The organism is Bradyrhizobium cedriense (assembly GCF_054602315.1).
In genome coordinates this window covers 263,008-275,456 of record NZ_JBTSWB010000010.1, presented here as the reverse complement: position 1 = coordinate 275,456, position 12,449 = coordinate 263,008, and the positions used below count along the sequence as shown (strand labels likewise).

Here is a 12,449-nt window from a genome sequence, read left to right as displayed (position 1 = left end):
GTGATTCTACCGGTGCATGGTCGAGGAAACGCTGGCGGCGCGTGGCATTGGTGTGACCGATGAAACCGTGGCTCAGTGGGGACGTAAATTCGGCTAGGCGTTCTCCCATCGGGATCCCCCGGCGCACGCCTATTCGCGGCGACATGGCATCTGGACGAATTCGTTATCTCGTTCGCGCAAACAACATTGGCTCTGGCGCGCTGTCGACCAGAATGGCGTCGTCCTCGACGTCTTGATCCAAAGCCGAAGAGACTGGCGCGCTGCGCAGCCGCTCATGACGAAGCTCTTCAAATCCGCCGGCACGCCGCCGCGCGTGATGATCGCTGACAAGCTCCGTTCGTACGCCGCGACGAGGGCGAAGATGGGCGTTTCACGTCGAACATCGCTGGCACAAATCTCTCAACAATCGGGCCGAGAATTCTCATCAGCCGACGCGGCGACGCCGGCGGCTCATGACACTTTTCTAATCGAGAAACCGTCGAGCCCGATGGGACGGCCGAAGCTCGAACCTTTGATAATCGACTCCTTCAGCTTAGCGGTGGATAAAGGCGACGATGTCTGTTCGTCTTACCCTTTGCACGAAAGAGCTTGCGCAGATGGGCTGACATCTCAAGCTATTGGTCATGGGTGATAGTCGCCACTGGAGCTTGGACCGGAACGACTGACCGGTCAGGGATCTGGGACCCAATTAGCAATTGGTGTGCCACCAGAGCATTCGCAGTGAATGCTTCAATGGCGGCGACGGGTGCGCCTCGCCGGTGCGAGCCCCGAGGTTCAAAGGTTGAGTTGCGGACATTGTGTCACCGGCCAGATACGGATGACCACCGTCAAATCTCTGAGCGACCAGTCTGAAGGACAACCCAGCAATCTGCGAGCTAATCAGGTCGAGCACCTTACAAATGCAGCACGCGGCGTTCGCGTCATGCCGTTTCCAGGACCTAAAAGCAGCCCGCGGTGTGCTGCCGCCGAGCAATCCCAACTGATCGAACTCGCCTGAGAATGCGCGCAATCGCACATGATTGTCAGCTTTGCGTCCATTGCCGTCGATTCGATGCTCATCCGTGGTGATCATGCTTGGTGATCATGCTTGGTGCTTGGAGTATCAGCATTTTCTTACCCGGCATGACAGTTGCTCTGTTCTCGGCAATCTCGACAGACCATCGATCTGACTTGTGACCGCCGCCTTGAAAATATTCGACGACATGCTCGCGCATCTTCCGCAAGAGCAGGCCTTTGTCGGCACTTGCTGCGCCGGTTGTCGGCATTGAGACGCAATGCCGGAAACCTGACATGACGCGCCGCTACGAAGTGCCTGATGAGCCTGCGAATTCACCTCGGCACGCGATTTGCTCTGTTCACGGCATCATCACCAATCGCAGTGCGATGGTCTTCGGGACGGACACGGCGCGCGTCGCTGTTCGCGTCTGGTCCGTCCTGGCGGTTTGCTGTGGCAATGACTTGGCGCTCGGTTATGGACCGGGAAAATGCAGGGAAGTGTTGGATGCGATCTGGAGTTCTTCTTTTGGAAGCCACAACAATTGCGCCCGTCGCGAGCGATGCAACCAAAGCGACAGACCTTGAGCCAGGCGTGAAACTGTCACCGGCGGTGTGGGACTGATCCGGAGGCTATATTGGCGGACACGTCGGCGGGCGGTACGGTCGAACCGCCTTCACCAATCCTCATGCTCAGTCGATCTGTGGCGATGACGACAGGTTCGATGTCACTCGCCGGCACAACCCGCATTTGCCGTTCGGCTAGGGGCCGCATGTCTGCCTGGGCGCCGCAGCTCGCACGCCTGGAATTGCGATGGGTCTTCCCCGCGCTCTTCGTGCGGCTGGAGGATCTGGCACTGACCATCGCTGTGGAGGACGTCGTTGACATGCCGTCTTGCGTCATTCGCCGCCCGCAGCGCTGCCGGTCACCTTCCGCCCTTCGATCGCTGAGAGAGTGAAGTGCCACCATGTCCGAACAACCCTTGATGTCCGAACAACCCTTGATATCCGAACAACCCTTGCCGACGCTGCCGATGTGGCGCGTCGATCACATCGAGCCCTCGCCCGAGATGTTGGCGCTAAGCGCCAAGGGTCCGCTTCACCGCGTGCGCTTCCCGTCCGGGCACGAAGGCTGGTGGGTGACAGGCTACGACGAGGCCAAGGCGGTACTGTCCGACGCGGCGTTCCGGCCCGCGGGAATGCCGCCGGCGGCAGTCACCCCGGATTCGGTGATTCTCGGTTCGCCGGGATGGCTGGTCTCGCACGAGGGGGGCGAGCATGCCCGGTTACGCACGATCGTGGCGCCGGCCTTCGGTAACCGCAGGACGAAGCTGCTAGCGCAGCACGCCGAAGCGATCGCCGCGCACTTGTTCGAGACACTGGCGGCCCAGCCCCAGCCCGCCGACCTGCGGCGCCTCCTCTCCTTTCCACTTCCGGCCATGGTCATCAGCGCGCTGATGGGCGTGCGCTACGAGGATCATGTCTTTTTCGCCGGGCTGTCCGACGAGGTGATGACGCACCAGCATGAAAGCGGCCCGCGCAGCGCCTCACGCCTGGCCTGGGACGAACTGCGCGCCTACATTCGCCGCAAGTTGCGGGACAAGCGCCAGGATCCGGGCGACAACCTGCTGACGGATCTGCTCGCGGCGGTCGACCAGGGCAACGCGACCGAGGAAGAGGCGATTGGCCTCGCCGCGGGCATGCTGGTGGCGGGGCACGAGAGCACCGTCGCGCAAATCGAATTCGGCCTGCTGGCGATGCTCCGCCATCCGCAACAGCGCGAACGCCTGGTCGCCGATCCATCCCTGCTGGATAAGGCGGTGGAGGAAATCCTGCGCATGTACCCGCCGGGCGCGGGCTGGGACGGCATCATGCGCTATCCGAGGACCGACGTGACCATCGCGGGCGTGCATATTCCCGCGGAGAGCAAGGTGCTGGTCGGCCTGCCGGCGACGTCGTTCGATCCGCGCCATTTCGACGACCCGGACATCTTCGACATCGGACGTGACGGAAAGCCGCACCTGGCGTTCTCGTCCGGGCCGCACCAGTGCATCGGCGTGGCGCTGGCGAGGCTCGAACTCAAATTGGTGTTCGGTTCGATCTTCCAGCGCTTTCCCGCGCTGCGCCTGGCTGTGGCGCCCGAAGAACTGAAGTTGCGCAAGGAGATCATCACTGGCGGGTTCGAGGAGTTCCCGGTGCTCTGGTGATGCGTGGACGCCGCCGGCGATCGCGATCGTCTCTGCAATTTGCCGGCGCGCCTGGCGCGCGCCGGTCAGATCGGCCAGCCAACAGGTAACCGAGATGGACGTGCCAGACACCAGGGCAGCATGCCGGGACGCGTTCGCCGAACTGGCATCGCCAGCGTGGATCCACGACCCGTATCCGTTCATGCGGTGGTTGCGCGAGCACGATCCGGTGCATCGCGCAGCATCGGGCCTCGTTCTGTTGAGCCGCCACGCCGACATCTCCTGGGCGCTCGAGGCCACGGGCGATGCGTTTCGGGGACCGGCGCCGGACGAACTGGCGCGCTATTTCCCGCGTGCGGCGACCAGCCTGTCGCTCAATCTGCTGGCGTCCACGCTCGCGATGAAGGACCCACCGACGCATACGCGTCTGCGCCGGCTGGTCTCGCGCGATTTCACCATGCGCCAGATCGACAACCTGCGGCCGAGCATCGCGCGCATCGTCGCAGCGCGCCTGGACGGCATGGCGGGCGCGCTGGAGCGCGGGGAGGCGGTGGACCTGCATCGGGAATTCGCGCTGGCCTTGCCCATGCTGGTCTTCGCCGAACTGTTCGGCATGCCCCAGGACGACATGTTCGGGCTCACCGCCCGCATCGGCGCCATTCTGGAAGGCCTGAGCCCGCACGCCAGCGATCCCCAGCTCGCCGCGGCGGACGCGGCGAGCGCCAGGGTAAAGGCCTATTTCGGCGACCTCATACGGCGCAAGCGCACCGATCCCCGCCACGACATCGTGTCGATGCTGGTCGGCGCACACGACGACGATGCCGACACGCTGTCGGATGCGGAGTTGATCAGCATGCTGTGGGGCATGCTGCTGGGCGGCTTCGCCACCACGGCTGCGACCATCGACCATGCGGTCCTGGCGATGCTGGCGTATCCCGAACAGCGGCACTGGCTGCAGGGAGACGCCCTGGGGGTGAAGGCATTCGTCGAAGAAGTCCTGCGCTGCGACGCGCCCGCCATGTTCAGCTCCATTCCGCGCATCGCCCAGCGCGACATCGAACTGGGCGGCGTGGTGATCCCGAAGAACGCGGACGTGCGCGTGCTGATCGCGGCCGGCAATCGCGACCCGGACGCCTTCGCCGATCCCGACCGCTTCGATCCGGCGCGGTTCTACGGCACCAGTCCTGGCATGTCGACCGACGGGAAGATCATGCTGAGCTTCGGCCACGGCATCCACTTCTGCCTCGGTGCGCAACTGGCCCGGGTGCAGTTGGCCGAGAGCCTGCCCCGGATCCAGGCGCGCTTCCCCACGCTGGCATTGGCCGAGCAGCCGACCCGGGAGCCCTCCGCGTTCCTGAGGACGTTCCGCGCGCTGCCGGTGCGGCTGCATGCGAAGGGAGGTTGAGATGCGCGTCGTGGTCGACCAGGATCTGTGCGGGACCACCGGGCAGTGCGTGCTGACGCTGCCGGGCACCTTTCGCCAGCGCGAGCCGGACGGCGTGGCCGAAGTGTGCGTGGCGACGGTCCCGCAGGCGCTGCACGCCGCCGTGCGGCTCGCGGCCAGCCAGTGCCCGGTCGCCGCCATTCGGATCATCGAAAGCGACGCTGGCGACGACGAGCGCGCCAGCGCCGACCCCGCGGCTTCTCCGGCGGAGGCCGAGCGGCACGCCGCGAAAGACCAACGCAATCCAGGAGGGCACGATGGGACGGTTTGAAGGCAAGGTGGCCGTGGTGACCGGCGCCGGCGCCGGCATCGGCAAGGCATGCGCCCTCGCCATCGCGCGCGAGGACGGCAGAGTGGTGGTGGCCGACATTGATGGCTCGGCGGCCATCGCCTGCACCGCGCAGATCACGGCCGAAGCGGGCCACGCGCTGGCTCTGGCCATGGACATCGCCGATGCGCAGGCGGTGGCAACGTTGTTCGAGACGGCGGAGCGGCGCTTCGGCGGGGTCGACCTGCTGGTGAACAACGCGAGCGCCATGCATCTGACCCCGCGCGACCGCGCGATCCTCGACCTGGACCTGGCGGTCTGGGATCAGACCATGGCGACCAATCTGCGCGGCACGCTGCTCTGCTGCCGGCAGGCCATCCCACGGATGATCGCCCGCGGCGGTGGCGCGATCGTCAACATGTCGTCGTGCCAGGGGCTCAGCGGTGACACCGCGCTGACGTCATACGCCGCGTCGAAGGCGGCGATCAACATGCTGTCGGCCTCGCTCGCCACCCAGTACGGTCATGCGCAGATCCGCTGCAACGCGGTTGCGCCGGGTCTCATCATGACCGAGCGTCTCCTCGCCAAGCTGGACGCGTGCATGCAACGGCATCTGCGCCGGCACCAGCTCCTGCCGCGCGTCGGCCGCGCCGAGGACGTGGCCGCGCTGGCGGCGTTCCTGCTCTCCGACGATGCTGCGTTCATCACCGGCCAGGTGGTGTGCGTCGACGGCGGCATGCTGGCGCATCTGCCGACATACGCCGACGGCGGCAACACCCCCGCCGCGCGGCCTGCCGGCGACACCGCCGAAGCGGCCACGGCGGCGCGGCTCTGATGGACATCTTGCTCAACCCGCTGGACCGTCGGCACCGGCTGCGGTGCGACATCCCGGTCGTGCCCGGCGCTTTTCCCCTGGTCGGGCATCTTCCCGCCATCGTCTGCGATCTGCCGCGCCTGCTGCGGCGCGCGGAACGGACGCTGGGCAGCCACTTCTGGCTGGATTTCGGCCCTGCCGGACAGCTGATGACCTGCGTGGATCCGGATGCGTTCGCACTGCTCCGGCACAAGGACGTGTCCTCCGCGCTGATCGAAGACATCGCGCCAGAATTGTTTCGCGGAACGTTGGTCACCCAGGACGGCGGCGCGCACCGGCAGGCGCGCGATGCGATCAAGGCGGCGTTCCTGCCCAAGGGGCTGACCCAGGCGGGCATTGGCGATCTGTTCGCGCCCGTCATCCGGACGCGGGTGCAGGCGTGGCGCGACCGCGGCGACGTCACCATCCTGCGCGAAACCGGCGACCTGATGCTCAAGCTCATCTTCAGCCTGATGGGAATCCCCGCGCAGGACCTGCCGGGATGGCATCGCAAGTACCGGCAACTGCTGCAGTTGATCGTCGCGCCCCCGGTCGACCTGCCCGGACTGCCCTTGCGGCGTGGTCGCGCCGCTCGCGACTGGATCGACACGCAGTTGCGCCAGTACGTCCGCAACGCGCGCGCGCATGCCGCGCGCACCGGATTGATCACCGACATGGTGAGCGCCTTCGATCGCAGCGACGATGCGCTCTCCGATGACATCCTGGTCGCCAATATCCGCTTGCTGCTGCTGGGCGGTCACGACACCACCGCCTCGACGATGGCCTGGATGGTGATCGAGCTGGCGCGGCAGCCTATGCTGTGGGACGCCCTGGTCGAGGAGGCGCAACACGTGGGGACGGTGCCGACCCGGCACGCGGACCTGGCGCAATGTCCGGTCGCCGAGGCGCTGTTCCGCGAGACGCTGCGCATGCATCCGGCGACCACGGTCCTGCCGCGTCGCGCGCTGCAGGACTTGCAACTCGGCCAACGGCGCATTCCCGCGGGCACCGATCTGTGCATCCCGCTGCTGCATTTCTCGACCTCGGCGCTGCTGCACGAGGCGCCTGATCAGTTCCGCCTGGCGCGATGGCTGCAACGCACGGAGCCGATCCGGCCGGTGGACATGCTGCAGTTCGGCACCGGCCCACACGTCTGCATCGGCTACCACCTGGTATGGCTGGAACTGGTGCAGTTCTCTATCGCCTTGGCGCTGACCATGCACAAGGCCGGGGTACGGCCGCGGTTGCTGAGCGGCGTCGAAAAGGGCCAGCGCTATTACCCGACCGCGCATCCGTCCATGACAATCCGCATCGGATTCTCATGAGCCGACATCGCACGCCCCCTGTGGCGAGGCAGCGGCACCGGCGACGCGCGGCATTGCTGCACCCGGCGCGCGCGACGCCGGCAACACCGCGGCGGCTCGCCGCTCGCCGAGACCGTCTCTCGGGAAAAGGACATGACCAACATGCAGACCGGTTCGACGCTACACGACGAGCGCACTTGCGTTTCCGCGCTGGGCGGATTGCGCGCGCAGGCGCGCGGCGCATCCAGCCAGGCTGCTGCGGAGATCTGGATGAGGACGGCGCAAAACGGGTCGAACCGGCGCTGGCGCGTCCTCTCTGCGCCAAACATGCGCCGGGCCGCGACGTGCACGGCGTCTGCCCGATCCTGGTTCTCGTCAACCGTTTGCAGAAGGAAGATCCCGCGTGAACGCGCTGTCCGAACAGATCCTTTCCGAATTGCGCCACCTGCTGCGCGAGATGAGCGATGGCGGCAGCGTCGGTCCGTCCGTCTACGACACGGCGCGAGCTCTGCAGTTCTACGGCGACGTCACCGGTCGGCAGGACGCATACGCCTGGCTCATCGCACAGCAACAGGCCGATGGCGGATGGGGAAGTGCGGACTTCCCGCTGTTCCGCCATGCGCCCACATGGGCGGCGTTGCTGGCATTGCAGCGTGCCGATCCTCGTCCCGGCGCAGCCGACGCAGTCCAGGCTGCAACCCGGTTTCTCCAGCGCCACCCCGATCCCTACGCGCATGCGGTGCCGGAAGACGCGCCGATCGGTGCGGAGCTGATCCTGCCGCAACTTTGCGGCGAGGCCGCATCCTTGCCGGGCGGCGTGGCGTTTCCGCGCCACCCGGCGCTGTTGCCGTTGCGGCACGCGCGCCTGGGCCAGCTGGAGGCCGAGCTGGGGGCCGCGGCGACATTGCCGAGCGGCCATCCGTTGCTGCACTCCTGGGAAGCCTGGGGGACGTCGCCGACCACCGCATGCCCGGATGACGACGGCAGCATCGGCATCAGTCCGGCGGCCACCGCCGCGTGGCGTGCGCACGCCGTGACACAGGGGAGCACCCCGCAGGTCGAGCGCGCCGACGCGTATCTGCAGGCGGCATCGCGGGCGACGCGCAGCGGCATCGAAGGTGTCGTTCCCAACGTCTGGCCGATCAATGTGTTCGAGCCATGCTGGTCGCTGTACACCCTGGATCTGGCCGGGCTGTTTGCGCATCCCGCGCTCGCCGAGGCGGTGCGCGTGATCGTCGCGCAGCTCGACGCCCGCCTGGGCGTGCGCGGTCTGGGCCCGGCCGTGCACTTCGCGGCCGATGCGGACGACACCGCAATCGCGTTGTGCGTCCTGCGCCTTGCCGGCCGCGACCCGGCGGTCGATGCGTTGCGCCATTTCGAAATCGGCGAGCTGTTTGTCACCTTCCCCGGCGAGCGCAACGCCTCGGTGTCGACCAACATCCATGCCCTGCATGCGTTGCGACTGTTGGGAAGGCCCGCCGCCGGCACCAGCGCCTACGTCGAGGCCCATCGCAACCCGCACGGTCTATGGGACAACGAAAAATGGCACGCCTCGTGGCTGTATCCCACCGCGCATGCGGTCGCTGCGCTGGCGCAAGGCAAGCCCCAGTGGCGCGACGAACGCGCGCTGGCGGCGCTGCTGCAGGCGCAGCGCGACGACGGCGGCTGGGGCGCCGGTCGCGCCTCCACATTCGAGGAAACCGCCTATGCGCTGTTTTCGTTGCACGTGATGGACAGGAGCGAAGAGCCGACAGGGCGCCGGCGCATCGCGCAGGCGGTGGCGCGTGCGCTGGCGTGGATGCTCGCCCGCCATGCGGCGCATGCATTGCCGCAGACGCCGCTTTGGATCGGTAAGGAACTGTTTTGCCCCACCCGGGTCGTGCGCGTGGCCGAACTCGCCGGGTTGTGGCTGGCGCTTCGTTGGGGGCGGCGCGTCCTGGCCGAGGGAGCAGGAGCGGCGCCATGATCCAGACCGAACGCGCGCTGCAGCAGGTGCTGGAGTGGGGGCGTTCCCTGACCGGGTTCGCCGACGAGCATGCCGTGGAAGCGGTCAGGGGCGGCCAGTACATCCTGCAGCGCATCCACCCGAGCCTGCGCGACATCAGCGCCCGCACCGGCCGCGATCCGCAGGACGAAACGCTGATCGTGGCGTTCTATCGCGAACTGGCGCTGCTGTTCTGGCTCGACGATTGCAACGACCTTGGCCTGATCGCGCCGGAGCAGCTCGCCGCGGTGGAGCAGGCGCTGACGCAGGGCGTGCGGTGCGCGCTCCCCGGATTCGAGGGCTGCGCTGTGCTGCGCGCCTCGCTGGCCGCGCTCGCCTACGATCGTCGCGACTATGCTCAGCTTCTCGACGATACCCTGCGCTACTGCGCGGCGTTGCGCGCCGGACATGCGCAAGCGGCGGGGGCGGAACGCTGGTCCTACGCCGAGTACCTGCACAATGGCATCGATTCGATCGCCTACGCGAACGTGTTCTGTTGCCTGTCGTTGCTGTGGGGGCTGGACATGGCGATCTTGCGCGCGCGTCCGGCGTTTCGCCAGGCCCTGCGGCTCGTCTGCGCGATAGGGCGCCTGCAGAACGATCTGCATGGGCGCGACAAGGACAGGTCGGCCGGCGAGGCCGACAACGTGGCGATCCTGCTGCTGCAGCGCTATCCGGCTATGCCTGTGGCAGAGTTCCTCAACGACGAGCTGGCCGGCCATACGCGCATGCTGAACCGGGTGATGGCGGAAGAACGCTTTCCCGCACCGTGGGGACCGTTGATCGAGGCCATGGCCGCCATGCGCGCGCAGTACTACCAGACCTCGACCGGCCGCTACCGCAGCGACGCTGCGGGCGAAGGCCAGTCTGCGCCGGCCTGAACGCGAAGGAAGCGGCGGCGTGCGCGCTGCTGTCGGTCCGATCTGACGCAATACCGTCGCCCGATGCGACGGATCGAGCGAGCATGAGCGACACCGCGCTGAGCCGGCGCAAGGACGGCGGCTCATGGCCACAGCCCTGCAGGCCGCATCTCTCTTTTGCCGATCCATACTCCGTCTGGCAACGCGGCAGCAACGAAAACCCAAATGGACTGAACGCCAGGACTTGACGCCAGAACATGACACCAGGACTTGCCACGGCGCACCGACGTCAGCACCACCACCGACGAGCGCCTGCGATCGATCGAGCGTCGCCTTGACGACCGACCACGCAAGAGACCCGGATTGAGAGGACCCTCGACGTTTTCCGAGAGGAGCTCAGCAACAGCGTTGCAAATCAGGGTTGAATGCACCCTTTGAAAGCCAGCAACATCAGATCCGGCTGGAAGCGGGTCTTTTCCGGGATGTCTGCGGGCTGCGACATTTCAACTCTTGTCTTCTACTCTTGTCATCCGGGATGCGGATTTCCATAGCGCGTCAACTTCCGCAATGTGCGCGCATCGATAGCAAAGGACAGCCTCGGCTCTCCATGGCCGATGATCCGTCCACGAATATGCCGATGATCCGTCCACGAATATTAAGTGCAGATCATTCCGAAAAGAGCTTCACGCCGACCAGACCGACAACAACCAACATGACCGAACACAGGCGCGCAGGATTTGCGCTCTCACCGAAAAACGCAATGCCAACAATCGCCGTCCCCACGGTCGCAATTCCGGCGAAGCCCGCGTAAACCGTCGAAGCCGGCAAGTACTTTACAGATTCACCCAACAGAAGAAAAATCGGAAGCGCAAAGACCACCCCAAACAAAACTGTTGTCCATTTCGGAAGCCCGATCGAGCGTTTCAAAACGAAGGGCCATGCGACCTCGAATATGTCCGCCAGAAGTATGTATACCCACGCCATCAGATACCCCTTTCCTCAGGCGTCGCGTAGCACAAACCGCAGGTCGATGACGACCATCAACTGTTCTGCTTTGGTCAGAGCTGACCTACCAAATTCGGTAGCGCCGCGGTCGCTGTAGCTCGGAATCGCTACCGAGCATTGCACCGCGCATGCCGGCAGAGGTGGGCAAGGCCGGCTGCAGCGCTCGACCCGGCACGACTGCGGTCCGCAACACAATCGACAACACGACATGATCTGCCCAATTGCCGGCGGCGCCGCAGGTCGATCGGTCACACCGTCCCGGCATCAGCGAACAGCATAAACCGAACGGCATCCTGCGGCGCGAGCTGGATGCGCAGTGCCGCCCGCAGAGCGCCGAGGCCGAATGCATGCAGGTCCTCGTTGAAGTCGCCCGTCTGCGGAGACAGGACAAGCGCCTCGATGCCCGCTGCTTCGGCGCAATGGGTCAATGCCGCGACCGCTGTGTCACCCGCGGCATCGGCGTCGCGGGCGATGTAGAGCCGGCGCAGCGCCGGCGGCAGCAGAAGCGCGGCAAGATGGTTGGCCGAGAGCGCGGCCGCCATCGGCATGGCAGGCAGCGCACAGCGTAGCGACAGCATCGTCTCGATACCTTCGCCGACAGCGAGGACGTCGTCGGCCGCGCCAAAGCGGACGGCATGGCCGAGGAGGCCGCCCATGGCCCGCCGCGGCGTGTCGACCGGCGCCTTGCCAGAGCCGTCCGGCGCGAGCCAGGTGCGATGTGCGCCGGTGATGCGATCGGCAAGATCGGTCACGGCAGCGATCATCGCCGGCCAGGTCTCGGTCGGCGAACCGTCGTCCGGGCGATAGTAGCAGCGCGGATGAAACCGCAGCCTGCCCGCATCGTGGACAGCCTTGATGCCACGATGGCCGAGGTAGGTCTCGACAAGCGTGCGGCGAATCGGCTGCGACATGGCGAAGAGCCGCCGTGCCGCTTCCGCCGATCCGGCGGCGACGGGTGTGCGCTTTGGGCTGCGGCGCGGTTCGGCGGGCGGCAGACTCAGAAAGCGTCGTGCTTCGCCTGCGACATCGCGAAACTCGACGAAACCGCAGCTCTCGCGGATCACGTCGAGGAGATCGCCATGTTCGCCTGAGGCAGCATCTCGCCAATGCCCGGCCGCGCCGGGACCGGAGTCCGCTCCGCTGAGCCGGACGAACATCGAGCGGCCGGGTGTATTGCGGACGTCGCCGACGATCCAATAGCGGCCCTGGCGCCGTCCATTGGACAGGTATTGGCGGCAGACTGCCTCGGCATCACGGGCGAGGCGGCGCGCCAGTTCAGAAGCGTCGCGGGTCATCACGCAACCTCCCCGACTGCGCTGGCAGCTGGTTGCGCAAGAGCTGTCAATCGCCTGTGAGACAGCACCCAAGCGCGAACGCGCAAGCTCGTCCGCCGCGAACCCTGTTCGGTCCACATGCCGGCGGGTCGCTTGCGCGACTCGTGGCGCCGTACAAACGAGCAGCGGCCGGGCCGGTTGTGCACATCGCCCGGCAGCCAGCAGCCTCCCTCGCCCTTGCGGTTGGAAAGAGAGTGGCGGCACACAGCCTCGGCCTC

The 12,449-nt window shown here is 66.2% G+C and carries 11 protein-coding genes and 2 pseudogenes; 10 read left to right on the top strand and 3 right to left on the bottom strand.

From position 1 onward, the window contains the following. Positions 1 to 16: 16 nt before the first annotated feature. Positions 17 to 464, top strand: a pseudogene (locus tag ACYCVF_RS33415) (IS6 family transposase); the annotation flags it as partial. Between the two features lie 224 nt (positions 465 to 688). Here the strand turns inward: ACYCVF_RS33415 and ACYCVF_RS33410 are convergent. Further along, positions 689 to 1,072, bottom strand: coding sequence for a hypothetical protein (locus tag ACYCVF_RS33410; protein ID WP_459607160.1), 384 nt, complete (start codon positions 1,070 to 1,072; stop codon positions 689 to 691). A 218-nt stretch (positions 1,073 to 1,290) separates the two neighbouring features. On the opposite strand from ACYCVF_RS33410, the gene ACYCVF_RS33405 reads away from it, so the two are divergent. The 9 genes and pseudogenes from ACYCVF_RS33405 to ACYCVF_RS33365 all read left to right on the top strand — a co-directional run bounded on the left by ACYCVF_RS33405 (position 1,291) and on the right by ACYCVF_RS33365 (position 9,913). Continuing rightward, positions 1,291 to 1,581 carry a hypothetical protein gene (locus tag ACYCVF_RS33405; RefSeq protein ID WP_459612953.1) on the top strand — a complete coding sequence of 97 codons (291 nt, stop codon included), beginning with the start codon at positions 1,291 to 1,293 and terminating at the stop codon, positions 1,579 to 1,581. Positions 1,582 to 1,997: 416 nt separating this feature from the next. Beyond that, a complete protein-coding gene (locus ACYCVF_RS33400) occupies positions 1,998 to 3,200 on the top strand; it encodes a cytochrome P450 (protein ID WP_459607265.1) in 1,203 nt (400 codons plus the stop codon). A 94-nt stretch (positions 3,201 to 3,294) separates the two neighbouring features. Further along, positions 3,295 to 4,584, top strand: coding sequence for a cytochrome P450 (locus ACYCVF_RS33395; protein WP_459607157.1), 1,290 nt, complete (start codon positions 3,295 to 3,297; stop codon positions 4,582 to 4,584). Position 4,585: 1 nt separating this feature from the next. Continuing rightward, a complete protein-coding gene (locus ACYCVF_RS33390) occupies positions 4,586 to 4,894 on the top strand; it encodes a ferredoxin (RefSeq protein ID WP_459607155.1) in 309 nt (102 codons plus the stop codon). After that, complete coding sequence (locus tag ACYCVF_RS33385; RefSeq protein WP_459607153.1) at positions 4,881 to 5,726, top strand: SDR family oxidoreductase; 846 nt, start codon at positions 4,881 to 4,883, stop codon at positions 5,724 to 5,726. Before ACYCVF_RS33390 ends, ACYCVF_RS33385 begins: the two co-directional genes overlap by 14 nt. Further along, on the top strand, positions 5,726 to 7,069 hold the full coding sequence (locus ACYCVF_RS33380) for a cytochrome P450 (RefSeq protein ID WP_459607152.1): 1,344 nt from the start codon (positions 5,726 to 5,728) through the stop codon (positions 7,067 to 7,069). Before ACYCVF_RS33385 ends, ACYCVF_RS33380 begins: the two co-directional genes overlap by 1 nt. A 6-nt stretch (positions 7,070 to 7,075) precedes the next feature. Beyond that, positions 7,076 to 7,374: pseudogene (locus ACYCVF_RS33375) on the top strand (polyprenyl synthetase family protein); the annotation flags it as partial. A 77-nt stretch (positions 7,375 to 7,451) separates the two neighbouring features. Then, positions 7,452 to 9,014 carry a hypothetical protein gene (locus tag ACYCVF_RS33370; RefSeq protein WP_459607150.1) on the top strand — a complete coding sequence of 521 codons (1,563 nt, stop codon included), beginning with the start codon at positions 7,452 to 7,454 and terminating at the stop codon, positions 9,012 to 9,014. Further along, the gene (locus ACYCVF_RS33365) at positions 9,011 to 9,913 is read left to right on the top strand and encodes a terpene synthase family protein (protein WP_459607148.1); all 903 of its coding nucleotides are present in this window, start codon (positions 9,011 to 9,013) and stop codon (positions 9,911 to 9,913) included. Before ACYCVF_RS33370 ends, ACYCVF_RS33365 begins: the two co-directional genes overlap by 4 nt. Before the next feature lie 645 nt (positions 9,914 to 10,558). On the opposite strand, the gene ACYCVF_RS33360 is transcribed toward ACYCVF_RS33365, so the two are convergent. Then, on the bottom strand, positions 10,559 to 10,876 hold the full coding sequence (locus ACYCVF_RS33360) for a DMT family transporter (RefSeq protein ID WP_459607146.1): 318 nt from the start codon (positions 10,874 to 10,876) through the stop codon (positions 10,559 to 10,561). Positions 10,877 to 11,145: 269 nt separating this feature from the next. Further along, positions 11,146 to 12,192: a DUF7146 domain-containing protein gene (locus ACYCVF_RS33355; protein ID WP_459607144.1), complete on the bottom strand. Its 1,047-nt coding sequence runs from the start codon at positions 12,190 to 12,192 to the stop codon at positions 11,146 to 11,148. Positions 12,193 to 12,449: the final 257 nt, after the last annotated feature.

What these genes read in the sequence shown, in the direction of transcription:
- ACYCVF_RS33410 (WP_459607160.1), bottom strand. Translation starts at nt 1,072, where the DNA reads ATGATCACCACGGATGAGCATCGAATCGACGGCAATGGACGCAAAGCT.
- ACYCVF_RS33405 (WP_459612953.1), top strand. Translation starts at nt 1,291, where the DNA reads ATGACGCGCCGCTACGAAGTGCCTGATGAGCCTGCGAATTCACCTCGG.
- ACYCVF_RS33395 (WP_459607157.1), top strand. Translation starts at nt 3,295, where the DNA reads ATGGACGTGCCAGACACCAGGGCAGCATGCCGGGACGCGTTCGCCGAA.
- ACYCVF_RS33390 (WP_459607155.1), top strand. Translation starts at nt 4,586, where the DNA reads ATGCGCGTCGTGGTCGACCAGGATCTGTGCGGGACCACCGGGCAGTGC.
- ACYCVF_RS33385 (WP_459607153.1), top strand. Translation starts at nt 4,881, where the DNA reads ATGGGACGGTTTGAAGGCAAGGTGGCCGTGGTGACCGGCGCCGGCGCC.
- ACYCVF_RS33380 (WP_459607152.1), top strand. Translation starts at nt 5,726, where the DNA reads ATGGACATCTTGCTCAACCCGCTGGACCGTCGGCACCGGCTGCGGTGC.
- ACYCVF_RS33365 (WP_459607148.1), top strand. Translation starts at nt 9,011, where the DNA reads ATGATCCAGACCGAACGCGCGCTGCAGCAGGTGCTGGAGTGGGGGCGT.
- ACYCVF_RS33360 (WP_459607146.1), bottom strand. Translation starts at nt 10,876, where the DNA reads ATGGCGTGGGTATACATACTTCTGGCGGACATATTCGAGGTCGCATGG.
- ACYCVF_RS33355 (WP_459607144.1), bottom strand. Translation starts at nt 12,192, where the DNA reads ATGACCCGCGACGCTTCTGAACTGGCGCGCCGCCTCGCCCGTGATGCC.